General features: G+C 41.0%; 34 protein-coding genes. 12 read left to right on the forward strand and 22 right to left on the reverse strand.

What is annotated here, in order from left to right; genetic code table 11:
- Window positions 1-2 precede the first annotated feature (2 nt).
- From RF53_RS06295 to RF53_RS06380, 17 genes are all read right to left on the reverse strand, one after another.
- Window positions 3-617: a DUF3164 family protein gene (locus RF53_RS06295; protein WP_039036977.1), complete on the reverse strand. Its 615-nt coding sequence runs from the start codon at window positions 615-617 to the stop codon at window positions 3-5.
- Entirely contained in the window at window positions 610-2,112 is a 1,503-nt protein-coding gene (locus tag RF53_RS06300; RefSeq protein ID WP_039036978.1) for a phage portal protein family protein, read from the reverse strand. The genes RF53_RS06295 and RF53_RS06300 overlap by 8 nt, the downstream gene beginning before the upstream one ends.
- Complete coding sequence (locus RF53_RS06305) at window positions 2,105-3,844, reverse strand: hypothetical protein (RefSeq protein ID WP_039036979.1); 1,740 nt, start codon at window positions 3,842-3,844, stop codon at window positions 2,105-2,107. The genes RF53_RS06300 and RF53_RS06305 overlap by 8 nt, the downstream gene beginning before the upstream one ends.
- A complete protein-coding gene (locus tag RF53_RS06310; RefSeq protein ID WP_039036980.1) occupies window positions 3,844-4,350 on the reverse strand; it encodes a DUF1804 family protein in 507 nt (168 codons plus the stop codon). Before RF53_RS06310 ends, RF53_RS06305 begins: the two co-directional genes overlap by 1 nt.
- Window positions 4,350-4,688: a hypothetical protein gene (locus RF53_RS06315; RefSeq protein ID WP_039036981.1), complete on the reverse strand. Its 339-nt coding sequence runs from the start codon at window positions 4,686-4,688 to the stop codon at window positions 4,350-4,352. The genes RF53_RS06310 and RF53_RS06315 overlap by 1 nt, the downstream gene beginning before the upstream one ends.
- A 9-nt stretch (window positions 4,689-4,697) precedes the next feature.
- Entirely contained in the window at window positions 4,698-5,141 is a 444-nt protein-coding gene (locus RF53_RS06320) for a bacteriophage protein (RefSeq protein ID WP_039036982.1), read from the reverse strand.
- Window positions 5,131-5,385: a hypothetical protein gene (locus RF53_RS06325; protein WP_039036983.1), complete on the reverse strand. Its 255-nt coding sequence runs from the start codon at window positions 5,383-5,385 to the stop codon at window positions 5,131-5,133. Before RF53_RS06325 ends, RF53_RS06320 begins: the two co-directional genes overlap by 11 nt.
- A 124-nt stretch (window positions 5,386-5,509) precedes the next feature.
- Window positions 5,510-7,165, reverse strand: a complete 1,656-nt coding sequence (locus RF53_RS06330) for a hypothetical protein (RefSeq protein ID WP_039036984.1) — start codon at window positions 7,163-7,165, stop codon at window positions 5,510-5,512.
- 227 nt (window positions 7,166-7,392) lie between these two features.
- Window positions 7,393-7,797 (reverse strand): Mor transcription activator family protein, encoded by a 405-nt coding sequence (locus RF53_RS06340; protein ID WP_039036986.1) that lies wholly within the window; start codon window positions 7,795-7,797, stop codon window positions 7,393-7,395.
- A complete protein-coding gene (locus RF53_RS06345) occupies window positions 7,794-7,991 on the reverse strand; it encodes a hypothetical protein (RefSeq protein WP_039036987.1) in 198 nt (65 codons plus the stop codon). The genes RF53_RS06340 and RF53_RS06345 overlap by 4 nt, the downstream gene beginning before the upstream one ends.
- A complete protein-coding gene (locus RF53_RS06350) occupies window positions 7,992-8,390 on the reverse strand; it encodes a phage protein GemA/Gp16 family protein (RefSeq protein WP_039036988.1) in 399 nt (132 codons plus the stop codon).
- Window positions 8,387-8,746: a hypothetical protein gene (locus RF53_RS06355; protein ID WP_039036989.1), complete on the reverse strand. Its 360-nt coding sequence runs from the start codon at window positions 8,744-8,746 to the stop codon at window positions 8,387-8,389. Before RF53_RS06355 ends, RF53_RS06350 begins: the two co-directional genes overlap by 4 nt.
- Window positions 8,747-8,782: 36 nt before the next feature.
- Window positions 8,783-10,018 carry an AAA family ATPase gene (locus RF53_RS06360; RefSeq protein WP_039036990.1) on the reverse strand — a complete coding sequence of 412 codons (1,236 nt, stop codon included), beginning with the start codon at window positions 10,016-10,018 and terminating at the stop codon, window positions 8,783-8,785.
- On the reverse strand, window positions 10,008-11,672 hold the full coding sequence (locus tag RF53_RS06365) for a Mu transposase C-terminal domain-containing protein (RefSeq protein ID WP_039036991.1): 1,665 nt from the start codon (window positions 11,670-11,672) through the stop codon (window positions 10,008-10,010). The genes RF53_RS06360 and RF53_RS06365 overlap by 11 nt, the downstream gene beginning before the upstream one ends.
- Window positions 11,673-11,681: 9 nt before the next feature.
- Window positions 11,682-12,602, reverse strand: a complete 921-nt coding sequence (locus RF53_RS06370; RefSeq protein WP_039036992.1) for a hypothetical protein — start codon at window positions 12,600-12,602, stop codon at window positions 11,682-11,684.
- A gap of 47 nt (window positions 12,603-12,649) precedes the next feature.
- Window positions 12,650-13,102 carry a hypothetical protein gene (locus tag RF53_RS06375; RefSeq protein ID WP_039036993.1) on the reverse strand — a complete coding sequence of 151 codons (453 nt, stop codon included), beginning with the start codon at window positions 13,100-13,102 and terminating at the stop codon, window positions 12,650-12,652.
- Between the two features lie 52 nt (window positions 13,103-13,154).
- Window positions 13,155-13,421, reverse strand: a complete 267-nt coding sequence (locus tag RF53_RS06380) for a helix-turn-helix domain-containing protein (RefSeq protein ID WP_039036994.1) — start codon at window positions 13,419-13,421, stop codon at window positions 13,155-13,157.
- 203 nt (window positions 13,422-13,624) lie between these two features.
- On the opposite strand from RF53_RS06380, the gene RF53_RS19095 reads away from it, so the two are divergent.
- The 4 genes from RF53_RS19095 to RF53_RS06400 all read left to right on the forward strand — a co-directional run bounded on the left by RF53_RS19095 (window position 13,625) and on the right by RF53_RS06400 (window position 16,425).
- Window positions 13,625-14,299 (forward strand): S24 family peptidase, encoded by a 675-nt coding sequence (locus RF53_RS19095; RefSeq protein WP_052242864.1) that lies wholly within the window; start codon window positions 13,625-13,627, stop codon window positions 14,297-14,299.
- Window positions 14,300-14,434: 135 nt separating this feature from the next.
- A complete protein-coding gene (locus tag RF53_RS06390) occupies window positions 14,435-14,935 on the forward strand; it encodes a hypothetical protein (protein ID WP_039036995.1) in 501 nt (166 codons plus the stop codon).
- Window positions 14,936-15,016: 81 nt separating this feature from the next.
- Entirely contained in the window at window positions 15,017-15,718 is a 702-nt protein-coding gene (locus RF53_RS06395) for a hypothetical protein (RefSeq protein ID WP_039036996.1), read from the forward strand.
- Window positions 15,719-15,771: 53 nt separating this feature from the next.
- Entirely contained in the window at window positions 15,772-16,425 is a 654-nt protein-coding gene (locus tag RF53_RS06400) for a hypothetical protein (protein ID WP_152607093.1), read from the forward strand.
- A gap of 128 nt (window positions 16,426-16,553) precedes the next feature.
- Here the strand turns inward: RF53_RS06400 and RF53_RS06405 are convergent, their stop codons facing one another.
- From RF53_RS06405 to RF53_RS06420, 5 genes are all read right to left on the reverse strand, one after another.
- A complete protein-coding gene (locus RF53_RS06405) occupies window positions 16,554-17,732 on the reverse strand; it encodes a HEPN domain-containing protein (protein ID WP_039036998.1) in 1,179 nt (392 codons plus the stop codon).
- A gap of 244 nt (window positions 17,733-17,976) precedes the next feature.
- A complete protein-coding gene (locus RF53_RS06410; protein WP_039036999.1) occupies window positions 17,977-18,231 on the reverse strand; it encodes a hypothetical protein in 255 nt (84 codons plus the stop codon).
- A 94-nt stretch (window positions 18,232-18,325) separates the two neighbouring features.
- Window positions 18,326-18,457 carry a hypothetical protein gene (locus RF53_RS19650; protein ID WP_264299608.1) on the reverse strand — a complete coding sequence of 44 codons (132 nt, stop codon included), beginning with the start codon at window positions 18,455-18,457 and terminating at the stop codon, window positions 18,326-18,328.
- A 171-nt stretch (window positions 18,458-18,628) separates the two neighbouring features.
- Window positions 18,629-19,186, reverse strand: coding sequence for an ImmA/IrrE family metallo-endopeptidase (locus tag RF53_RS06415; protein ID WP_052242865.1), 558 nt, complete (start codon window positions 19,184-19,186; stop codon window positions 18,629-18,631).
- A 4-nt stretch (window positions 19,187-19,190) separates the two neighbouring features.
- A complete protein-coding gene (locus RF53_RS06420) occupies window positions 19,191-19,544 on the reverse strand; it encodes a helix-turn-helix domain-containing protein (RefSeq protein ID WP_039037001.1) in 354 nt (117 codons plus the stop codon).
- A 254-nt stretch (window positions 19,545-19,798) separates the two neighbouring features.
- Between RF53_RS06420 and RF53_RS06425 the strand changes: the two genes are divergently transcribed.
- The 8 genes from RF53_RS06425 to RF53_RS06460 all read left to right on the forward strand — a co-directional run bounded on the left by RF53_RS06425 (window position 19,799) and on the right by RF53_RS06460 (window position 24,859).
- Entirely contained in the window at window positions 19,799-20,953 is a 1,155-nt protein-coding gene (locus RF53_RS06425; protein ID WP_039037002.1) for a hypothetical protein, read from the forward strand.
- 4 nt (window positions 20,954-20,957) lie between these two features.
- Window positions 20,958-21,353 (forward strand): hypothetical protein, encoded by a 396-nt coding sequence (locus RF53_RS06430; RefSeq protein ID WP_039037003.1) that lies wholly within the window; start codon window positions 20,958-20,960, stop codon window positions 21,351-21,353.
- A gap of 41 nt (window positions 21,354-21,394) precedes the next feature.
- Window positions 21,395-22,330: a hypothetical protein gene (locus RF53_RS06435; RefSeq protein ID WP_039037004.1), complete on the forward strand. Its 936-nt coding sequence runs from the start codon at window positions 21,395-21,397 to the stop codon at window positions 22,328-22,330.
- Between the two features lie 76 nt (window positions 22,331-22,406).
- On the forward strand, window positions 22,407-22,874 hold the full coding sequence (locus tag RF53_RS06440; protein WP_039037005.1) for a hypothetical protein: 468 nt from the start codon (window positions 22,407-22,409) through the stop codon (window positions 22,872-22,874).
- 1 nt (window position 22,875) lies between these two features.
- Window positions 22,876-23,298, forward strand: coding sequence for a phage virion morphogenesis protein (locus tag RF53_RS06445; RefSeq protein ID WP_039037006.1), 423 nt, complete (start codon window positions 22,876-22,878; stop codon window positions 23,296-23,298).
- Window positions 23,299-23,319: 21 nt separating this feature from the next.
- Window positions 23,320-23,763, forward strand: coding sequence for a phage tail terminator protein (locus RF53_RS06450; RefSeq protein ID WP_039037007.1), 444 nt, complete (start codon window positions 23,320-23,322; stop codon window positions 23,761-23,763).
- Window positions 23,760-23,963, forward strand: coding sequence for a hypothetical protein (locus RF53_RS06455; protein ID WP_039037008.1), 204 nt, complete (start codon window positions 23,760-23,762; stop codon window positions 23,961-23,963). Before RF53_RS06450 ends, RF53_RS06455 begins: the two co-directional genes overlap by 4 nt.
- Complete coding sequence (locus RF53_RS06460) at window positions 23,960-24,859, forward strand: hypothetical protein (RefSeq protein WP_039037009.1); 900 nt, start codon at window positions 23,960-23,962, stop codon at window positions 24,857-24,859. Before RF53_RS06455 ends, RF53_RS06460 begins: the two co-directional genes overlap by 4 nt.
- Window positions 24,860-24,882 lie beyond the last annotated feature (23 nt).

Here is a 24,882-nt window from a genome sequence, read left to right on the forward strand (position 1 = left end):
CGCTACAGTTTTGCTATATCGAGTGAAATTGCTTGCTCAATGCCGTTATCATCTTGCTTGTAAAAGCGGATGAAGCGGGTTGAGTCGACCACGCCAACGGATTCCGCAATAATGTTCATGGCTTTAGCCCATTTGCCTGAATCGTCAGTAATTTCGAGTTTACGTAGAGCTAAAATGCGTTGCGGGTTAAGCGAGCCTTGCTTATCGGTATTGAATGTTTTGCTAACAATAGCCTTAATGTTTTGATTGCCGCCTTCGGTCCATTCATCTAGGCATTGATCTATTAATTGCTTAGCTAGGGTAAGCTCTGGGCCAAGTTCAATGCGTTCTTGCGTTTGTAGCGTTACTTTTAATTGGCTGTCAAAGGTGCGTAGCATCACATTGCCTTTTTTACCGCCTAAGTTAACGCCATGTTCTTGCGCTAATAGCTCTATAAAGTCGTCGGCCTCAGCCATTAAACTTTGTTTAAACTCTGCCAGTGCTTCTTGCATTTCAATCGCTTTATCAATGGCTTTTTTAACAAACTCGTCTTTGATTAAATCGGTTTGTTTGATGTTAGCAATGGCGACTAAATTGCCTTTGCCGTCTTTTAAGTAACCTTCAGGAACATCATTCATTGTCTATCTCCACAGTTTTAGAATTAGCCTCGTTCATGCCTGCCATAAACTCATACTCCATTGCTGTTTGGGCAACTTCTGCCATTGCTGAGTCTGAAATATCAGGGAATTGTGAGGTGATTTTTTGTTTAAGTTCGTTCAGGTCTTTTGATGCCTGAGCAAAATGAAAAAGCTGTTTAATGGTGTCGTCTGTTGCGTGATCAAACACATCTAACTCGTTGGTAAGCTCTACGCTTTCAGTGGGCTTTTTGGCAAACTCGGTTTTAGCAGGTGTTGCAATGCCATGGCCTTCGTCGGGCACATCAAGTATTGCTTCGCCGTCTTTTGGCTTTGGTACACCAAGTTCTTGATAAGCCCAGTCTTCACCAACTGGCACAATACGCGCTGTTTCGCGCACGCGAGTTACGGTGTCGGTGTTAATTTCGCGTTTGTCTTTAAAGATGAATTTTGGCGGTTCGCCACCATCAAAATTTACTGTATGAAGCGAATTTAAAAGCTGATTGCGGTATGACGCTACAAGCGCCCTGTCTGAGCGTTGGTTGTCGCCTGCACGTTTTGCATGAGTTTCGCTGGCCGCACGTGCGCCGCCATTTTTTTGCTCTGTTGCTAAGGTTTGACTGGTTAAAGCTTTGCTTATTTCAGCATTACAAAAGTTAACCAAGCGCTCCGGCACTGGCTCGCCAGATAGCTTGCTTTCGATTATTTCAATGCTGGTGTCATCGGGTATTGCGGCTATGCCGTCTTGAACAAGCTTAGCTAGCCCATCAAGTAAGTTATTTATGTCTGAATCTTTACTGCCTATTGGGTATTTACCCACAGGAAATGGAATACCAAAGCGCTCGCACAGCTGTACAAAAAACTTAAAGCCGCCATGCTTAAACGTCCATGGCCAAAAACAACTACTTAATAATGCAATACCATAGGGGTTTTCGGCGCTTGGCATATGGCGAACACACGACCAACGACGAGAATCGACTATTTCGCCCTGCGGGTTTTCGCTGGTTTTTACTAATAGCTCGTGATCACTATTAAACGCAAAGCGGCTGTTACGCCATGTTTCTACGTATTCGGGTTGCCAATGGTCTTTGTTTTTAATGTACTTGCCAAGGTGGGTAACACTAAAACCGTTTAAAATGGCGCTGTAATTGTGCCAGTCCATATCGGCCCATTCGGTATGTGGGCATGGTTTACGGGCAAAAAAAGCTTTAGCTAACTCATAACTTTTTAAACTGGCTGCGTCGTCACCCCCTGGCACAAGCTCAGTATTAAAGCTAAATAAGCCACTGCGCAGTGAGCGCAATTCTCCAATAACGTGTGCATCGCGGGCTATTTCTTCATAAATAGCGGTGTTTTTACCTGCGCGGCGCAGGATTGGATCAGGGTTTGGTAGCTCAGTAATAAGCGCTGTTAGGCTTGGGTCTAAGCGGTTTTGGTCAAACATACGGTTAAGCGCAGCGTATGCTTTTGATGTAATACGAGGTTTGCTTTTAAACATGATAGCCCCTTATTTGTTTTGTCACTTTACGGCTATTTACACGAGGAACGCCGCCTGCCCCTGTGCTGGCTATCATCCATAAAATAGCCAGGGCACAACTTAAATCGTAGTGATGGGTTGTTTGCTTTTCGGGCCAGTTTTCAAGCTCGTCGAGCAGTAAGCGACACCGTGAATGAAAGGCAATTTGTGCCGGCGTATTGGTTACATAAGTTTCAAGTGAGCCTATACGTTCCTCTGCAGATATGGTTGCAGTAACACCACGTAAAGGCAGTGCTATACCTTGCTCTAATCCTGTAGTAATAAATTGGCTACGCATAAAATCAAAAGCATTGTTATTTTCAAAGCCCCATACGCGGCAGTTATATTCTTTTTGTGCGCGAATTAAGTCGCTAAGTAAACGGCTAGTACCACGTACTTTGCGGCTTTCGTATTCAACGTGAAGCTTTTGTAAATCTTGGGAATAAAAACCCACTAATATAGCGCTGGGATCGGCTTTTTCTGTTTTGCCCATACTTGGGTCACATGCGCCATAAGGTATCCATTCGTTTAAGCGGTCTACCCAAAAATCAAACTGGTAAAATATGGCTTCTTCGTCACTTTTGGCAATGCCTTGCATTTCGCGGTTAAACTCACGTTTATTAGCCGCCCACATACACATTAAATCGTAGAGTGTACGCACACTTGGCCAACTGGTTTGGGCACCTTTAAGCATTTGCTTTTTACGCTTTAACCAAAACTTAAACGACGGTTTTTGCTCGGTTGAAACAGCCTCACCCTTTGCGGCAGCGCGTTTTTCAAAGCGTTTGTCGTCATGTACCATTAAATCGCGGCATTCTTCCCATAGGTCCATGCGTTCAGGCATTTGCTCAATGGCTTTAAAGCGGTGAACTATGTGCCCTGGTGCTTCTTCGGCTCGGCTGATTGGGTCATCGTTATTTAAAACGGTGTTTACACCTAAAAATTTAACGGTGCCATCAGGTGGGCCAAGGTATTGCACGGCGGCTTCTAGGAAGCGCCAGCGGTTATCACGCTCAGTGGGCGATTTCGCCTCGGCATCGGTAATAATGTCATCGGATAGTAGTAGCTTAGGGCGGCTGGCACCATGGAACGTACCACGTACAGATTGCTCAGCACCACGGCTTTCAAACCGCACACCTTGCGCCGTTACAAACTCGCCTAATTTCCAAACAGGGGATTTTTGGCATACTTCAGGAAAGTCTAACGCCAAGTTATTATTGTTAAGCAACTCGGTTTTAACCACCTCGAGTGTTTTTGTTGGCATTTTGGTTTCTGCGCCAAACAGAATAACAAAGTCGATGAATTGGGTTATTTTGGCAAGGCCCAGGTCTTGGCATATATCAGGGTCTTGCAGTAGTGCTTGCACGGCGACATACACGGGCGCTATTTTTACCCCAAGGGTACTTTTGCCCTCACCACGCGGGGCTACAAACCAGTTTTTCCAGCCGTTTTTAAGCTTGAGGGCTTCGGGGAACCAGTTCATAAAATAGCTTTGGAATTCAGAGGCTGTTTGATCGTCGTCAAGCCACATATGATGCGGAAAATACGTATACACAAAAAACTCAAAATCGCCGCCAAGTACACGTTTACGCCGTGCTTTAATTGCAGCAGGGCTTGGATCAATATTGCGCTCTTTGGCTTCAATATCACGGCGTAGTGAACCGGTTATTTGTTCTATTTCAGCTAAAAACTCGCGTGAATTCATATCGGCCATTAGTCGTCTAACTCCGTATCGAGCTTAGGACCAAACGCGGTAAGTATTTCAACAAATTCGGGCGCAAAGTCAGGGTATTTGGTTGAAACGAACTTAGCCAAAATTTTAAGTACTTCGGTGGCAATGGTGCGCTTTTCAAGCTTTTTATTACCGCCTGATACTTTCATCACTTTGCTCATCATATCGGTAAGTGAGCTCAATATTTTGGTGCGTTGGTCAAGTGGCAGTGCTGCGCCTTCAGCTGATTTTAAAAGCTCAAAGGTTTCGTTTACCTGTACGGTAAATTCTTCAATAAAGTCGGTGGTAAACTCCCCTGCTTTACCCTCACTGCGGCGGCTTGCTGCACGGGCTAAATCCCAATCGTCGCCGTTTTCTTTGGCTTCCATTTTCCATCGCCTTGCGGTGCCATCGGCCACACTGTGCTTAATAGCGGCAACACTTAACGCAAGCAGCTCGGTTACATAGCTGTGGCGTACGGCGTTTTTCTTTTCAGCTGGGTGTGCCATTAGCTCATCAATCCATTTTTTACGGCATAGGCAATAAGCGACACCGCTAAACCTGCAGTACCCCCCATAGCCGCCACTTTAACGCGTTGGTTTGTTAGTTTTTCTTCAACCTTAGTTAAACGATCATCGTGCTTATTAATCGCTGCAATTTGGCGTTTTTCGCTGTCCTTTAGCTCTACTTTTAAAGCATCGGTTACAACCTTTTGGCGCGCTTCGCTTTTTTCGATACTTTGGTGAATATCTGCTTTTATCTCTGCAACACTGTTTAAAATGGCTTCTTGGCTGGCTTTAATTGAACCAATAGACTCAAACAGTAGGTTTTCTTGCTCTGGGGTCATGAGTAGTCCTTACGGGTTAAATACTTTAATGCCCGTCCAGGTAGGCGTGCGTACATCAAAATGAAACCAACTCACTTGCCCTTCAATGGCGGTGATATAAGTGAATTCTTGCGGGTGGGCTAATACGTAGTCACGTACTTGTTGAGCAGTGTAGTTTTTAAAACTGCAGTCGAATGCTTTGCCTAGCTTATGTTGGCTGCGTTTAGCACCTATGGTGCAATCAAGTGGGCGGTAGCCACGGTATTGATTAGCGCCACCAAAATACCAGTTGTTTACGGAGCATGGGCCAAACGTGTCGCGTAGTTTTTGCAGCATGCGCAATGCGCGGTCATCAAATAAATGAATTAAAAATAATGGGGTATCGTTAAATAGTTCAAACGTGGCTTTAGGTACCAACTCTTGAAATATAAAACTTGGGGCAGTAGGAACGGCCACTCTTTGTTTAAGAGCCATGCTGTTGAGTCCTTATTTTGTTGGTTAAACGTTGTTTTACTAGGACGTAACAGGCAGGTAAGCGGGTATTACGTACCGGCTTTTTATTCGCTGGGTTTAGCAGCTCTTTAACGCGGGTACGCAATGCTGGCAGGTCTTTTAACGGGCAACGGCGAGAAATCGCAATTTGCTCGGCTTTAGAACTGGCCTTAATAATTTGTTGAGCTAATAACTCAATAAATGGCGCATGCACTGTATTTGTCATGCAGGTAGTAAATCAATTTAGGGGATTGGGTAACACTGTAAAGTTGTTTGCTGCTGGGGGCTTTAGAGCTAGCTTGTTAGGTTAAATTAAAAAGGCTTGCATTTGCAAGCCATAAAGAAAGAGATTAACGCTTCAGTGCTTCCAATGAGTTCTTGATTGCTTTTTCTAATGAGCCTAAAGCACCTGTAATTAGTGATGGAGTCATCCCTTCACCATACTCTGAAACAAATGCATACAGCTCAGTCAAAATATCACTTTCGTTAGAAAGGTAAGAATAAGCGCTGACAAACTTATACCTTTGATAAAGGTATTCACAAAAAAACTCTATATCGTTATGGTTCCAATTTTTGATGCATTCCTCCCATTGCTCAATATTCAACTCTTGCAGGATTGGTGTCATTTTATAATTGGCATTATCATAAAGTTGTGATTCTTGAAAAGAGGACTTTAATGATTTGAATAACTCGTCATACTCACTCTTAACTTGTTCTTTTTGTATATCTTTTAAATATCGTTTTTCTATTTCTGCATATGGGCTATCTGCAATATTTAAGTTCATGTAACCGCGAGATGAATAAAATTGTTTTTTATCAGCTAACGATTTTGCTTTCTCGAATGTAATTTCATCGTTCTCAGGTATGTACATATTTTTTACAAGATAATCATAGTAATATAAGCATTGAAAAAACTTACTAACTTCAACTCTATATGTAATTAAAATGTACTTTTCAGTTTCCTTTAAACCTTTGGTGAACTCGTCAGCACTTAATCTTGATATGTTATTATATAGTAAGATATCAAGTGGCGAGTTATGCCTTGGAAGTTCATGTAAATTCAAAACCTCAGTTAGCTCTATATTTTTACCTACAACAAATTTAACAAAGCTCTCATTCAATTGAAGGGATTGCCTTAAACGTAAATTTAATTTTTCCTTTTCATCGGTAATATCAAGCATTTCATGTATTTTTATATTGTCGATGTAATACTTTTTAGAAATCAACAAACCATCCCTCAGAAGCATTGTTTTTACCAAATCTAAGTTCACCTCATTATCCTTGTTACTCAAGTATTCTAAAAGCTTATCAAGTTTGTTTAATGTTCGATTTAGAATGCGTAAGTTATAAAGATTGTACATATTTATAAATCTTTCTATATCAGCTTTTGAATTGATTAATTTGTTTAATTTTGACTTTAAAATAAGGTATAAATCAGTACTACTAGGATCATAAATTATGGTTTCAGAGAATGTTTTTTCAGTAAAAGATTTTTTAAGGTTGAGTTCTTGTTCATCAGTAACGAATATAAATTTATTTTTGCTTTGTGTAAGTGTCAAACATTCTCCAATAATATGCTTTTTTAATGAAGAACACTCGATACGCTCAATATCATCAATAATAAATAATTCATCAGTAATATTTTTTAGCATGTAGTGTTTTGCTGCACCTGCAGAGCCTTTAATAACGTTACTAATGATATTAGAACCACCAGTCATTTTCTCTGCTGAAGCAAGTAATTGTGTCAGATGGGTTACCCCTTTTGTATCATGTTTTTCTTCTAAATATCTTTTTGCTATTAATAAATCTTTAAAGTCATCTAGTGATGTAATACCTAGTACCGATAGATATGTGATTTTATATTGGAATTTAGTTTTGAGTTCAGTTGTTAAAATTTTTTCAACATAGTAAGTTTTACCAATGCCCCATCTACCAGTAAATATAATCATGGGTGGGTATGAGTCATCGTTGAATAGATCATTTATCTGAGTAGCGTAGTCTTGCATATGAAGTTCCTTTTTAATTTAATACAAACTATGTCAACTCCTATAACTTTTCAAGACTTTATATGCCTCCCTATACTCATCCATTAAACCCGTTACATTTAACCCCATAGTTTTACGTTGGTTGATGTAACGGTTTAATAGTTTCAATCCAAACTCAAGTTGCCACTTCTTTGGCTTAGCGCCTCCGCTAAGTTGTAAAGCTGTGAGCAACACAAAGTTATCATCTTTCATAACAAGTTGAGCTGTGTTTCGTGCGCCTGTTCGTCTTGGTATGCACTGTAAATACTGCTTACTTGCTGACGGGTGATCTTAAATTGTTTAACCAGCTGCTGAATGTTGCAGGCTTTGGTGTCTAGCGCCTCACAAATTTGTTGATTGCGAATTTGCATAAGCACCTTGTGTAGCATTGGTATTTGGTAGCTTGAGCCTACATTGGCATTTATTAGCTCTTGTACCAGGGCTTTTCCAAACACCTTGACTACTTCGTGATCGTCGGTTGGCTTTTCAGGAATATAAAACATTTGCCCCTGTTGCTCGGTAAGCACGGCAATGGTTTGTTCAACCCCTAAGTGTTTAACAATGCGACGCAGGCCGTGGGGTAATGCCCGTAAATCTATGCTTGATTCGCTCATGATTGCTCCTCAAATAAATAATCTAAGCCGTGCTCGCGATCAATTCGGCGTTGCTCTTGATAGGCTTCTACATCACGGCGAACACGGCATTTTTGCTTATCTTTTTCTTTTACATTACGGTAGCGTTTTTCCTCTGTATAAGCGGCCTTACTCGGGTTAATAGTAAAGTTTTGGGTCTCTTCGTAATTAGCCATTTACGCCCCCTGCTTTGCTTTATGGCGTGCAAGCCATTGCTTAAGTACTTCGATAATATGTGGCCATTGCTGGGCGCTTTGGCTAAGCTTTTTGCCTTGCAGGTACTTTTCACAAAACGAGTCACACGCTTGCTTTGAATCAATATTTACCGCCCCTGCGCGGCTTAATTGGCCCCATAGGCTGTAAATCATTTTTAGTTGTGCAGGTAACTGTGTTTTACCCGCATTTGGGTTCATAGCACGGTAACGAGCAAGCAGTTGCTGTTGCTCAAGCTTGGTTAGTCCTGTGCAGGTATTAACACGGCCATCGCAAATGTACGACACATTAAGTTGGTGGGTATATTGGTCGATACCCGCCGCCTTTTGTGCAATTTTTATTTGTTGGATCAAGTTGCTCACGCTATGTCCTCCAGAGCTTCAATTTCGAAGTGTGGCGCTTGGCCAATGCCAATAATTTTAATGCCCCAGTCTTTCATGCCGCTGGTATAAACCAGCGGGAAATCACGATAGATATTATTAAAACGTCTTGCTGTGTGGGCATGAGAGTTAATTTCATGCACATGGTGAATACTAAATAACTTGTCGGCGGCAAGGGTTGCAAAGGCCGCTTTAATGTTGCCATCGCATTTATCTATGAGCTCGCCTTGTGGGTCTTTTTTAGCAAGTAGGCTTAACATTGTTGCGTTTGTAACCAACGAGCTAAACGCTAAATGCGCGGTGTAACGTGATGTGTTTAATTTTATTGAAAATGCCATGATTAAATCCTTATTTAAATTATGTTTAAACGGCGTTTAAACCGCTGGTTTATTAAGTACTGATGAAAAAATGCCATTAACTAACAATTTGTCTACGGCGGTGTCTGGGTTTTTGTTGGTGTGGTTAAGCAAGTGCGGTAGCAAGTTTTCAACCAGCTCACGAGCGTTACCCTCAACGCGTTTGTGTAGCCATTGCCACCATTTAGCATCGTCTTGGGCGAGTTTTACGGTGCCTTCGGTGAGTTCTAAAAACAGGGTCCGAATATCTTCAACGGTTATTTGGCCGATAGGTTTAGGCCAAAAGCACACGCGGCTTGCAATGAGTTCGTAGCGCTCTTGGGTTTGCAGTTTGTCTACCAGCTGAATGTTGCCAACCAGGGTTACGCCTACAATGGCTTGGTCGCTTATGGTGCGCAGTGGGTCGAGCGAGTTTGGTTTGCACTTGTCGGCTTCGTCTAAAATTATTAAACGGTCGGTATCGCGCAGCGCTTGAATAATTTTTTGCATGTTTTTATACGCGCTTGGGCAGCGCGATAAGCCCAGGGCTAAAGTTAGTTGCTCAAGCACTTGGGTACTGCTGGTTTGCTCACTGCCTGCAATTAAAATAGCTTCTTTGTTTTGGCGGCAATACTCCGTAATACCTTTGGTTTTACCCAACCCTGCTTGGCCTGCAAACACACTAAAGCGTTTACGTTGGCGAGCTTGGTCGCAGGCCATAGCAATAAGCTTAGATGTACTGGTAGGAATAAAGCGCACATCACCGTATACAATACTTATATGCTTACGCTCTGTGCTTTGTTTGTCTTGTTCAAGTTCTGCAGGGCAAATAAGTGCCCAAATGTCATGCAAGTGCTTAGTAGGCTTTGCGTTGTATTTACCGTTAATGAGTTGGCTAATAGATGCAGGACTTTTACCCATACTCACTGCAATGCTTGCGCTAGTAATGTTTTGATCGCGTATTTCAGGTGATTGTAAGCGCAGGCAAATACGCGCTGCCAGTTCGCGATCGGCTTTGTTATAAGACTTATTAAAGCCGTTGCGTTTTTCAATGTCGGTGATAGCGGCTGCACCAAATAGCTTATGCCACATAGCCACAATGACTTTTTCAGGGTTAATGGTGCATTTATTTGCTAGCACTTCTTTAACTGATTGCAGTGCAAAACCACAGTTAAGTTCTTCGGCTGTCATGCCTGTGGTGCTTAGCTCTTGGTTTATAAGCTCAACACGGTGCGATTGTTCTTCTGTATATGGGTGTGGTTGACTATAGCTCATAGGTTGTTTCCTTTCGTAAATTAGGTTGGTCTAGTAATTCGTTTAGGTCGATTTCGTGTTGTGGCTGTGTTGGCGTTACATCAAAATCAAAAATGTTTACGGGTGCTTGTTGTGCTTCAATACCCTTAATAGGTGCAGCAAACTTAGTTACAGACTCAACATCAATAATGCGGTCTTGGGTTTCTTGGGCCTCGATTTCACGGCGCTTGGTGTCGATGCGTTTTAAGCGGCCTGTACGGCGTTTGCTTTCGGCTTGCTCAATACGTGACGTAGGCACTGCATGCGATTTAGTTTTTAAGTTAGCGAACATTAAAAACTCACCGTTTAGCTTATAAAGCTTGGTGTAGCTGTCGTCGTGTAGGTCGTAGGCGGCAACAAGCTCTTGGCCATTAAACTGGTGTAAAAAGTCGGCACTGTAATCACGTTGGTGCAAGCGGAAACGACCACGGCGAATATTGACGGTTTCGCGCGGTAGCATTACAAAATCGCCTTCTACCGGTGGTACGCGCTCTATATTTTCGTCCCATACTTGTTGGCGTGTTTTGCCTTTAATCTCGGGGTGTTCGCTGTTGTGGTAGTCGTTTAAAAACGCTTTAAACTCAGCTATCCACTCGTCTACTGTGGGTAGTTTACGTTTGCCTTGCTTGGCCTCTTTAAGTACTAGTTGCTTATGGCGATCGTCGTGGTCGCGCCCGCAATAGGTGCTAAAGCGTTTACCTACGCGGTCTTCCATGTGTAAAAAGAACCGCTCAATCCACTTAACACGGGCGTTGCCTGGTATGGCAAAAATAACGTCTATTTCAAACTGGGCGTAAAAGCCGGTGGTGTCGTCGTTCATGAGTTTGTTTTTGTAGCCTGAGCCGTTATCTAGGTAAAACATGGCAGGCACGTTGTTATGTACTTTAATGGCGCGGCTAATAGCTGCGAGTGTATCGAGCGTACTTTCTGCGTAGCCGAGTTCCCAACCAACAATGCAGCGGCTTGCTACATCTTGAAACGCAGTTAACTCTGCGCGGTAAGGCTTGCCCGTTTTAGGGTGAGCTAGGTATACGTCGAGCGTGTGGCCATCGCCGTTATACATAACGCCAGGCTTCATATTTTCGGTAGAACGTAAAAGGTGGTCTTTATGTTTTTCACGATACAGTTTTGCGCCCATGCGGTAAGGGCTTTGTGGGCCTAGCTCATGCGGGAGTGCATTAATAAAACGGCGTACTTGGTGATGCTCTGCCTTGTAGCCCTCTTTGTTTAACTGATCTGCCACTTGTGCAAAGCTAGGGCTGTTTGGGCTGTGGTAAAGCTCAAGGCAGCGAGCAAGCCAGCTGTACTGGGTTTGTGCTTTGCCTTTATGGTTAGGTAGTAACCCATTAATGCCGTTGTCTTTATAGGCGTTGCACCAATTATAAATGGTTGCGCGCCCGGGTAATCTACCCAGTGCATCAATAGCGGTTGAAAGTGTAGCCATTGCTGTATTGGTGCGGTAGGCATTAACCAGTACTTCAAACGCTTTTGGTAACGCGCATTCTTGGGTTAATAAATGGCGTACTATTACCGCCCTACTTTGGGCTTTTTTACGGGCTGTTTCGCTGGCATTTTGCCAACTTAGTTCGTTACCTGTGCTTGGTAACTTATTGTATTTTTGAACTGCAGGATGCATTGCTCTCTCCTACTCGCGGGTTTTAATACGGTCGTTAAACATGGCGAGCATGTATTCACGATTTGCTTGGGCGTCTTGCCATTCGTCTTCGGCAAATTGCGGTATGCACTCAGCGCCGGCTAAATGCTCCGGGCCAAACTCACCGCTTAAGCGGTTTAACATGTGAGTAATACGTTGCTGTACACCAAGCCATAAATGCCAGGTTGTTTGCGCTGCGCCTATGCGGTGGTTTAGGTCAAGGTCGCGGGTGTTACATAGCTGCTCGACCATGGCTATAAACTCTTCGAGCGATTCATTCACAACGGCATTGTGTGCAAACGATTTTTGGCGCACCTGTGCTACCAGCATAGGCAGCTCGTACATTTGCTTTGGGGCTTTGGTTAAGCGCTCAGTTTCTAGGGCGTTTATAAGCGTGGCTGTTTGTTCTTCAAGGTCGATGTGCTTGTCTTTTAGCTTGCGTATCTCTTTACGGAACTCACGCACTGATAAGTCATTGAGTGTTTCAAGGTCGTCATCATCAAGCGACTCAACGGTTTCAACGGGCAGGCGTGCCATTTCAATCAGCTTGCTTTTGTTCATGTTTAAAAGTGCAGACGTCTGCACTTTTGAATCAGGCAGTGCTAAAAACATTTTAGATACAGCCATTGCGTTAAATGCGTTGCGGCGAGGAATACCAAATTCTTTTAGCTTTTGATCAAATTCACCGTATTGAATATGTGACTTAATACTCAGGTAAAGCAGCCCGCGTTTTGCTGTATCAACTAGCGCTTGCTCTTCCATGCGGACAACCAGTTGCCATGCTTCATCAACCGAATTTGGCATAACAAGCTGTATGTGCCCTGCCATCTTTTCAATTTTGGCGCTAAGCTGCTGTTGCTCTTCGGCACTAAAAAGCTGAATTTCAGACGGTTCTTGGTCTTTGATGGTCATTGTTTTAGCCTTAAATGGGTTTTATATTGAGTGGTGTAATGGTGACGTCATTCTTGATTATCGTCGTTTGTCAGTAACGACTCAGCTATATAGCGCTGCATTGCGGTGCGCTCTTCTATTTCCATTTGTAGCTCGGCGTGTTGTTGCAACAGTTGCGAACGCTGATCAACCGCTTTAAATAAAATAGGTTTTAGTAATATGTTGGCAGGCTCGGTTGAGCGCACTGCATAACACAGTGCTGGTAAGAAATGCATTGGCATATAATGAGCCTGGCTGGGGGCTAGCCATTTATTAAGTTTTGATTGATCAACCTCGTTATTTTGCGATCGCAATGCATCGTTCATACGGTCTGCTATTACTGGGCGACTAAAGCCTGAGCGCTTCATGGCTGAACATACACTGTGAATAAACAGGTGATATATATCGCAGTCTGGCGCTACATCGGCATCGAGAATGCTTTTAGTGAGTTGTTTTTGCTGTGCCATTGTTAAATTTTCCATGGTAAAAATCTCTTACACAATTACATTGATTAAGTGTGCTTTTTTGCCGATGCTATTGGTTACTGGCTAAAAGTTCGCGTAGTGCTTGTACTTTTTGGCTTCGGGTGTCTTTGTTTTTTACATAGGCAGGAACATCGGGGAAAATAACCTCTACAGGTTCATCTATTATTTTGGCAATAGCGGCAGCTACTTTGTATGAGGTAGTGTGTTGATAAACAACACTGCTTACATGAGATAAGTTTAAACCTAATGCAGCGGCAAGAATTGATAGAGAATAGCCTTTTTTGTCAAGGGCTTGTTTAATTTGCTCGGGTTTCATTGTAAAGTACCTTTTGGTTTACATTCTCTTTTATGTACTTAAGCGAGACTTAAAAAAGAATGTTTTTGTTAATGTGTGGTGAGTATAGTTTCAATATATTGAAACTGTCAACACTGTTAATTTCATTATTTGGCACTATTTACTTCAATATTTTGCATATTGTTGATATTGCTTGTAATTAAAATGGATGAAAGTTTCAATAAATGACAACATTCTTGCGCGATGAACGTAATAGGTTAGAACTCACTCAAGCTGAGGCATCAAAAGCAATTGGGGTAGGAAAGACAACTTTTCTCCGTTGGGAAGCTGGGAATCCAATTCCTTCTGATAAGTTAATTGCCTTATCCGATATTGGCTTTGACATTAACTATGTCCTTAAAGGTTGCAAAGAAGAGCCATTACCAGCTAAGTCATCACAAAGTTCCGCGCTGCAAACCAGTCATGCTGATTTAACACCCGTGCCGCAATACGATTTAGCGGCCAGTGCGGGAGGTGGTGCTTTAGTTATTGCCGAGCACCCTATTGCACGGTTTGAGCTTTCAACGCGTTGGCTGCAACAAAATAACTTACATAATAAAAAATTAACTGTGGTACCTGTACGCGGCGATAGTATGGAACACACTTTGTGTGATGGTGATTTAACGCTTGTTTCGTTGATAGATGATTTATCAGAAGCACGTGAAGGTGTTTGTGTACTGCGCTTTGATGATGAGATTTTTGTAAAACGTATTCAGTATGATTTTAAAAGTAAAGGCTATAACATAAGTAGTGATAATAAAGCATATAGCGATTTTTTTGTTGAAGCTGTTGATATCGAAAATGGGCGCTTTAATGTTGTGGGTAAAGTAGAGCGTGTGCTCCAAAGAACCAACTTCTAGTAAATCACTAGCACACTTAAAAAATATAAACGATGAAAAGTACATTGATATTTAACTAATTTTATCAAATTAGCCTTTTTTAATGGTAATATTTATAAATAAAGATTTTCTCAGTACTACAGGGTTATAAAATAAATGGAAAGTTATGTTGCGATTTTAATTTCAGCAGGTTTTGCTACCTCTGTGGGAACAATAGCAGTATTAGTAAATTACAAAGTAAATCAGAGAAATAGGAAAATAAATAACACTTTACAAATCGCAAAAGACTATTATCAAGATCATACGTTTGCAACCTCCCGCATGTTTATGTGGGAAAAATTTATAGATCTCCCAAAGAATCACTATGATTGGGAAGATTTGATAGTACATTTTAATTCTGAATCTAAGCCTCCTGAGCTAAATTCTATTACTGAAGAAGATCTAATTGCACTTAACCGAGTGATCGCCTTTTATAAAATGGTAGCTGGCTTAATAGAAAACAGAGAGGTTGATGTTCCTCTTCTCAAAAGCCTGTTTAGTTTTAATTATAATAGGTACTGGCAACCGGTCAGAGATAAATTTGAAACGCATACAAATAGAAATGATAAAGCTCTATTTGTAAAGATCCCAGAATTAGAAGAGACCTTTAAATTATAACCAAAGAAGGGCTAAGGCTCTAACTTATCTTTAATATTAGAAATCAATCAATGGCTTATCTCATTTTTCAAGGAGGTTTAAATGGCTAGTGACCAATTAAAAGAATACAGAAGAAATTTAGATAAAAATTTAGGGCTAGTTTCAAAGAGAAAAATACTAGCTACACTATCCATTTTGTTATTAGCTATTCAGTTCACAGGCGCTGTATTTAAGGAAGCAAATACTTTCATTTTTAAAATTGAATTTACGAATCAAAACGGCTTAAGTATCTTTTTATTTATTTCTGTTCTCTACATGCTTATCCGCTATTACAGCTACGCACATGAATTCCATGAAGAATTATTTAATTTAAGAGCAGAACGGATGTTAAAGGATCCTAAAATATTTCGATACATGCATGGCCAAGAAAAAGTTACGGGGCTACTAGGCAAAGCTATTAGTTTGTCGGGTGAAGATAATCCAGGTATCAGAGATGCTAAGTATTACACTGACGGACTATACCGCAGGAAAATAGTTTTTCTAAATGAATACTACGACCATGATGGTCCTGTAATGTTAGAAGAAACAATATCACTAAATAAATTCAATAATGAATGGAAGATCAAAGATCTAATAAGGTTACACTGTTTCGAAATGAAATTTATGATTGAATCACTTACAAAATATAGAGAAGAGTTAGACTTATTAGGACCATATGTTTTATCTACAAGCGCTTTAATACTTACTTTTCTAAAATTAAAAACTTCTGATTATTTACAATTATGGAAAGCAATGACGTCATAGAGTTTACATGTTTATACTAGTATGGCTTTTTTAGTTGATTAAATTGAGGGAACATGATGGAGTATCTTGAAATATCTAAGTTCGTTACCTCTATAGCTGTTGCTGCAGTCACTGTACTAATTCGCTTTATCTATAATTTACTAACTAGAAACGGCGAAAAGATGAAAATAAGATCATCTAGCGTTGAATTAATCGATAAGGTGATTAACGATAGAGAGTGGAAAAAACGAGAAAACAGGCTTGTAGTTGAAGAGACCTTCGAACAACTATATTCAAAACCTTTGACCTTTCAAGAAATCAAAATACTTATTTATTCAGAAACTCCAAATGCAGCTTTTAGAACATACTTAAGATATAGACCTGCACTTGAATTTAATGAAAAAAAAACAAAATTTAGATATAGGAATAATAAGAGACCGTATTGGTTTTTTCCATTGGGTAATATAAGAATCCCTAGGGTGCTAACTAAAGGTGCGATTACTTATACTTTATTGGGTTTCCCAGCATCAATTGCCATGAATTGGCTCGTTAGTGATATGGCTGCAAGCTTAAGTACAAAAAATTTAGTAATTTTTTGGTTTCTTGATGCTTTAATTTGGCTTATTGCAGTTATATTTTTACTTGAAGGTATTAAATATCAGAGTATTCAGAAAGATGTATTGAAGGATCTTGGCGATAAGTTTGAATTTAATGTTAGATTTAAATAGATGAAAAGTTATACATAATAATTTCAAAAGCAAGCCAACAAAGTTGATGAAAGCCCGCGCTAATTTCCCTGCTTTAATAACTAAAAGAAAAGCAAACAATACTGCTAGACAACAATAAAAAAGCTATTTCAGCTTTGGCTTTGATCCCGGTTAATTAAAGCCTTAATAATTAAAGGTATTAAGCTTTTAATTTCTCTCAACGAGTCACCCCCGCTGATTACTCTTGAACCATTTAAAGTTATTTTCCTACTGTAATTCGCTTTTCCAGCATGTACAATTTCGGATCTCAGGTTATAAAAGCCTGTAAATAAATTACTATAGTATTTTTTCCTGCTCTTAGATGTTGCTAGTAAACTTGCAGCTTTATTTGAAAGAGTCCTCGTTTTATATTTGCTATTTCTATTTAGTAAAATGCATTCTAACGCAATTGCACAGCCTAAAACCTGTCGGTCTGAATCTAAAACCCAAAGAGATTCTACGTAGTGCTTTAAAGCTAAATTTAATTTATCTTTTAAGCTACCTTCAAGAGCCATGAAATTTAACAATAGCGGTAGGTCAAAACTTTCTGAAGAAATTGTTGTCGTAGATTGTTCTGTTGGGATTATAGGAGAATATTTTATCGACATTCCGAACCCTGAATGCAATTGGTTTAGTCCTTGGTGTTCAGGTACAAGATCAATTAATTCTATGAAAGTATTGCACTCAGGTATTATAACGGGTAAAAAATTAATAATTTCTTCTAGATACAAATCTAAATTCGATCGCTCTGATGTGCTATAGAATGTATGTTTGCGATTGGTATCATACTCTCCATATTGATACACCAGAGCAGATCTTTTCAAATAAGGGAATTTGTGGTCATCTAACTTATAGGGAGAAACTCCCATTATTGGATATGGATTTTCTCTTGCTGAGTTTATCTCATTCATCAAATATTTAATGCCACCTGCTTTTGTTAATTCAGTAAATGGCTTTAAAGATAGCTTATCATTAATAACAATCTCATCTTTTAATTCAACGCCACAGATGATCGCTATTAGTTTAAAGTTAATCTCTTTAATATCTAATATAGAATTAAGTAAATCGATGGCATATTGAAAGCCTTTATCAGAATAGTTCTTCAAAAATGATTGGCTCAACTCCATTGAAGAAAGTCTAAATGATGAGGTAGGACTACTAATAAATCTTACACTCATGGATTGGCCATCAAAAAACGGATGCAACTCGATAGTTTTTTGAACTTGGTCAACTTTGAGTCTTTTGTTGTTTTCACATAATTTTTCTAATTTATCCTTATAAGAACTCATATCTCTCTCAATTGAATTTAAGGCCTTTTCATTTTAAGTGTCATATTACCTTTGTTAAAAACCAGTTAAACACACACAGTCGAATTTAAATGCAGTTTAAACATGGTTTAACTTGTATTTAAAGTTAAGGTTTAGTGTTTTGGTGGTTAAGCCATGTTTTATGGAATTGTTGTTTGATTGGCTTGAACTCTAAATATAGATCGTTAGACATAGTAATATTGTAATTAAGCGTTAAGTGAATGTATTATTGCTCAGTTATGATTTGATCTACATAAGCTTGGTTGACGGCAATTAAAAAGTCTTTGCTTGGATTTGATTCTAATTTATTAGACAGTGCAGCATATAATTGCGGCATTGCCTCATCTGGGTTTGATGATAGATATTGATCTGGGTTGTTGTAGTATATATAGGCAGCCGTACCGATACAGTATAAAACTAAGACTGCTGCGATAAGCCAAAGGAGTATGTTGAATTTGTAAAGAGGTGTTTGTTTGATCATAACCGTTCCTTGGTGACTCATATCATTCAAATAAAGACTATTTGATACCATTTGTCAAAAGAGGAACTAAAATTAGTCCCTCTTTTGATGATTACTATTCCTTGTATTTAGAGGCTGGTATTTCTAGTCTCCACATTCCACCATCTTTTCTAAAAATACGTTTACCTTTTTTGGTAATAAACGGGCGATATATAACTACTACGTCTTCTTTGGTTTGCTTAGACATTATTAATGTCTCCTATTAAAACGCCACTAATTGACATCTCACCAAATAACGAATATACTCCAGCTGTCTAATTACGTAGCATGTACGTACTGAAATGTATTTGCTATTAGTGTTTTTTACGTAGTGACTTTCGTAAAAATACATAAAAAGGCGGGCTGCCACCCGCCTTTTTTAATTTCTAATTTTCTTTAATTTTCTTAACTTTGTTTCAGCTGCTTGTAAGCTAATACCATACTTTGCAGTTAGGTCTACAGCTGATTCATCACCAGTGTGATCTCTAGAATCAATTAATAATTCTGACGCAAATTCATCAGCCTGCCACTCACTGTCTTCATACACTTGATGTTTTTTTACTTCACCGCGCGCATATGACTTCGGAGCTTGATTTTTATGAAGGAAAAGATGTCCTAATTCGTGAGCAAGTGTGAACCGATGAAATGGAACTCCATCGCATGCACCATCGAATACACTTTGTTGAATCCTAATGTGTTCTTTGTCAGGGAACGTCTCTGCCAAGCGTTCTCCCAATACATCATCTTCAACAACTTCATAGGTCATTAGACCATTATCCATTAAGTGTTCATAAACATCGATTATTGGAAGTTTATGTTTTTTAATATTTAATTCCTCAATCAAAACCATCAATATATCTCTAACCTTATGAGCTTTAGTATGAATATCGATAGTTTTAAGTGGTGTGACTTTGTGGCCTAATTTACGTTTATACAAAATTTTAATCCTCTAGTATAGCCATCAACTTCTGTCGCTTGGCTGGATCTAGGTTTTGATAGGTTCTAGCAAAACATGAGGCTAACTCTCGATCTTTTGCTGTACTCTTCTTCAAATCTATTTTAATCATTGCCTGTGACTCCTCTATAGTGTCTTGTAGGCTAGCGGCTTCTTCATCAGATAAGCCGAAATATTGAGTCACACTATCAAGCATTGAAATAGGAATATTTTTTTTACCTAATTCTAAAGCTGATAAATGTGATGAAGTTACACCTAAAGACTCTGCCATTTCTTTTAGATTAACTCCTTTATTGATCCGTAATTTCCTTATAAATTGACCAAATTTAGTTACATTCATTACAGTTCCCCGCCGTTGTTTCTAAATAGCTATAATAAGCTAACACCAATAATGAACTAAAATTCGGTTGATATCAACTGGTTTTTAGTTCATTTTAAAAAATAATAAAAATAAATTACTTGCTTAGTCATAAAGCTCAATTTAGCCTATATATGTTACCCTGTTCTTAACGCTGTAAAGTCTTTTCCAGCGGTTCAATAATTACTTCCCCCCTACACTGGGTGCCACTTAGTTAGTTTATTGGCACTTGGAATATGGCAGACAAAACAACCCCAAACACCCAATTTGATTGGTTTGAAGTATTTAAAGCAGGCACCCAAACCGATGCTAAAGGCGTTACTCATTCGTTTAGCGACGCTGATTTAAACAGCGTAGTCGCTAACTTTAAACCTAAAACCGCACCACTGGTTATTGGCCATCCTAAAATGGACGACCCTGCATGGGGTTGGGCCAGTGAGCTAAAAGCAGAAGGTGGCTCTTTGTTTGCTAAAGCAGAAGATGTGTGTGCTGAATTTGCCCAAGCGGTACAAAGCAAGCGCTACCCTAACCGCTCGGTTAAGCTTGAAAAGGTGGCTAATGGCTACCAACTTGCACACATTGGTTACTTAGGTGGCAAGCCCCCTGCCGTTGACGGTTTAGCCTGGCAGTTTAACCAAGCGGATGACGCCGATACCCTAACCCTAGAATTTGCTGCCGGTGATATTGACAACATATCGCTGCGCACATCAAACACCCTTACCCGCCTAATGGGCAATTTACGCAACTTTATAACTGACCGTTTTGGCAGTGAAGCGGCTGATAAAGTTGTGCCCGACTACGAAAGCGAATGGTTAAAAGAAGAAACCATTATTGCTGAGCATGAACGTGCTAAAGCCAGTACGGGTGAAGGTGCCGAATTTAGTAAAGGCGACGCTATTGATAACAGCAACGCCCCACCACCCCACGAGGACAATGCAATGGATAAAGAAGAAAGAAAGGCGCTACAAGACCAAATTGATGTGGCCAACGCTAAAAACGAAAAGCTTGAATACGCGCAGCGTGTTGCAGCGGCTAACACCTTTATTAACAACGAAGTGAACGGCGGCACTGCACCGCGCTTAACCAATACTGAAGGTGTGGCTGAGTTTATGGCCAAGTTGGATGACGGCGATACCACCTTTGAGTTTGCAGCCGCAGACGGTAAAAGCCAGGAACTTAAACCTGCAGCGTGGTTTGAAGGTTTTTTAAAGGGCTTGCCTGAGCAAACAGGCTTAACGAGCGAGTTTAATAAAGACGATACCGACGGCGAAAATACCGACGACAGTGCAGAAACACTGGCAGCAAAAGCGCTGGAATTTCAACAATCACAATCTAGCAAAGGCATTGAAATTAGCATTACCGCCGCGTTAGACCACATTAAAAAGGCATAAAACCATGGCACAACCAGGATTTATAAGAAACTTTAGCGCTGAAGACGTTATACAGACTAACCGCTTAGTGGTTGTATCGGCTGCGGCTGACTTTCATGTTGGGTTAGCGGTTGATGCCAGCGCAATGTATGCCGGTGTTACCGAGCAAGGCACTGACGAGCATTTACGTGTTGATGTGGTAATGACCCAAAGTGCGCCTGTTGAGTTTGGTGAAGCGTTAATTGCAGGCACCCCAATTGTTGCTGATAGCGAAGGTAAAGCCGTTGAGTTTGCCCCTGCTAACTTTGTGGGCCAAACCGAAGTATACGTTGCTGGTTGGGTGATGGAAGACGGCGAAGCTGGAGTGATTGGCGACGTGTTTTTAAACCCGCATGTAGTAGCAACAATTCCAAACGCTTAATGCGCTTGGGTTAACTTAATTATTAATAGTGAGGATTTGCCATGAGTAATGGTATGCCATTTACACCCGATGTTGAGCAAACGGCCATAGCCATTGCTTATCGTAATAGAGCGTTAGTTGCAGACACGCTTGCCCCTTATTCGCCCGTTGGTTTACGTAACTATAAGTGGACCGAATATAAAAAAGGCGAAAAGTTTACCGTTGTAGACGATAAAGTTGGCCGTAAGTCATCCCCTAACCAAGTTGAGTTTAGTGTTGAAGAGAAAACCGGTTCAGTGGTTGATCATGGTTTGTCTGATGTGGTACCGAATGACGATGTAACCAATGCACCTGCAAACTATAACCCGCGCACTCATGCGGCTGAGAGCTTAACTGATTTGGTATTGCTTAACCGTGAAATACGCGTTGCCACTATGTACAACAAGTCGGCTAACTTTGGGAGTACTCAATCATTAGCTGCAGCAGGCCACAAGCGTTTAGATGACCCTGCACTTGATATTTTACCGTTTTTTTTAGAAATGCTAGATGCGCCACTCATGCGCCCTAATGCAATGACAGTATCGCAAAGCGTGGCAACTAAACTGCGTACACACCCTAAGTTACTTAAAGCGTTTAATGGCACTAGTGGCGACCAGGGCGTAGTGCCATGGAGCTACATTAAAGAAGTGCTAGAGCTTGAGCATGTAACCGTTGGCCAAGCGCGCCTAAACACGGCTAAAAAAGGCCAAGCCGTTAACTTACAAAAGGTTTGGCAAGATACCTTGTCGTTTACGTATCACGACCCACTTGCCTCGTTTAACAACAACCGCATGACCTTTGCACTCACTGCACGTTATGGCTCGCGAACATCGGGCAACCGTGACGTAGCTGCAGGGTTAAATGGTGGGGTTGAAATTATGGTAGGCGAAGCAGTACAAGAGCAAATTATTGCAAAAGACTGCGGTATTTTACTGACCAACGTGCTGACACCAGCATAATTAATTATTGTTGTTCCCTGTGTAAAGGCCCCAGTACCGACTTGCTCGGGCCTTTTTTTTACTAACTGAGGTGTGCATGTTTACTACAGAACAAGCAGTTATAGACAAAGTTGGCATTAATACCCTGTTGCAATTTGCGACTGCTAAGTTTGCTGCGGTAGGTAGCCGCCCAACGCGCGACGATGTTGAAGCTGCGCTTTTAAGCGAAACGTACAACGAGTTGCAAGAGCAAATTAATGCCTGGTATGTACAAGCACAAAAAAATGTAAATGCGGTTATAGCAGGCTATGTAGCACGGTTTGCATTAAACCAGGATGATATTAATAACTCGGTATTGCCAGGCATTGCTAACGATTTAATGCATTGTGAGTTAGCCCCTAACATTGCTGACGAACATCTCAAAGCCGTAAAAAGTAACGCCATGGCGCAGCTTGATAAGGTTAGTAAAGGTGTGATCCAAATTAAGGAAGATGCGCCTGTAGGCGTAAGAACTGGGATGCGAACTAAACCTGCAGGTTCTCAATTTAATTGGCCAGGTTATTAAATTGGCGGGTGTATTTATAAATATAACGGGTAATGCCCTGCCGCGCTTAACCCAAATTGCAAATACAAGCGCTAAACCAGCTGATGTATTGGACGACATTGGTGCATTTTTAGACATGGACGTTACCACCCGATTTTTACGTGAAGTAACACCTGAGGGCGTCAAATGGGAGCAATCGCAAGCAGCAAAAGACCGTGGCGGTTTAACGCTAACAGATGAACGTAACCTTGCAGGCTCTGTTACGCACAATGTAAATGGCAATACGCTTGAGCATGGCTTAGGTGAAAAGTACTCAGCCATACACCACTTTGGTGGTGAAACTGGCCGCAATAAAAGCGTGACGTTAAAAGCTCGGCCCATACTGGGTATAGCTGCTATGCAAGAAACCGAGATTAACGACATCATTGAAGATTGGTTAATTTAAACATGTTTAAAGAGTATTTAAATGGCATTTAACTTTGATTTAAACAACATAGAAACCCTGCTAAGCAATACTGTTTTTAATGCAACTGTGGGGTTTGCCAGCGATTTTAACCATGTACGCGAGCATGCTGTACACAGCGCTCAGCTGTTTGTATTGCCATTAGCCGATGACAACACCAATACTAATGAAGTACACGGCCTTGACGAATACCAGGTTAAAGATGTGTTTGCAGTGATGATTGTGATCCCCTGCTCTGCGGGTAATGCCTATAGCGATATGCAAATAAAGCAATTGCGCAGTGATGTTAAAACCGCTGTAGCAGGTTGCCAGTTCGCAGGTTGGAACCCTATAAAGCTTGATAAGGGCCGCACAATTGAGCTTAGCAAGCAAACTAATAACTTAATTTACCAGTGCCAGTTTAGTGTTACTGGCCTACATACCGTAACTGTGAAGGTGATGCCATGAGCAAACAGACCGAGCCGCAATCGAGTAAACCCGCTGAACAACAGGCTGACGTTAACATAAAGCCTAAAATGTCCCGCGCGATGACGATTGCCGAAAACGTTAACCAGGTACTGGCAAGTGCTAAAGGTAACAGAGATGAAATCGCCGGCGCTTTTAATTTAAAAAGCGGTGAGCTAATTAAAGTGGAGACTAAATCATGAGCAGTTGGCGATTTAAAGACAAACTCATTTTAGCGGATGCCCTGGGCACAACATTAACGGGCTTACACGCTATTTATGCCAGTGACGTTGAGCTGGCCCTTGAAAGCGAAAGTGAAAAAGACGAGCTAGAAACCAGCTACAGCGGGGCAAGCCTCGAAACGTTTTATGGTGAGCATATAAGCCTTAACTTTAAAACCCCACTGGCAATGAGTGGCACGGTAGGTAATGAGCCTGCGTTTGCCCCGCTGTTACTAGCGTGTGGCATGGTGCAAGTGGCTGATGCCTCAAGCGTTACTTTTACAAAAGGCGCTGCGGTGGCTGTTACTTGCAAAGTACGCTTTGGTAAAAACACCCACAACATTAGCGAAATGAAAGGCAACGTGAGTTTTGCGCTTGAAAAAGGTAAGCCCATGCTTAACTGGCAGTTTAAAGGCTTGTTTAGTGCGCCGGTTGCAAGTACTGCCGCCCCTGCTGTTGATTGGGACCGTTGGGTGCGCCCCGAAGTGCTTGGCGTAAGTAATAGCAGTGACTTTAAGCTTAACGACGTTAAACGCACTCTGCACAAGCTTACGGTCGACTTAGGTAATAACGTGGTGTTTGACCGTGCTATTAATCATGAAGAAATAATGATAACCGGTCACGAAAGCAGCGCTAACTTTACGCTTACTGCAGAAGAACTGGCCACCTTTAACCCGTTTGCTGATGTGGGCAAGGTACAAATGTTTGAATTTACCCACGGCACTGCTGCAGGTAAAAAAGTAACTATTATTGGCCGCTACCAAATGCCGTGGCCTAAGTACACAAGCCTGGACTCTGAATTAACCGGTTATGAGTTTGACGGCAAGCTCGTGCCCAGTGGCGCAGGCTATGACGAACTAACGATTGTGTTTGAGTAATGGCTATGCGATTTCAAGCAATC

It is taken from the genome of Pseudoalteromonas sp. ECSMB14103 (assembly GCF_000813065.1).
GTDB lineage: Bacteria > Pseudomonadota > Gammaproteobacteria > Enterobacterales > Alteromonadaceae > Pseudoalteromonas > Pseudoalteromonas marina.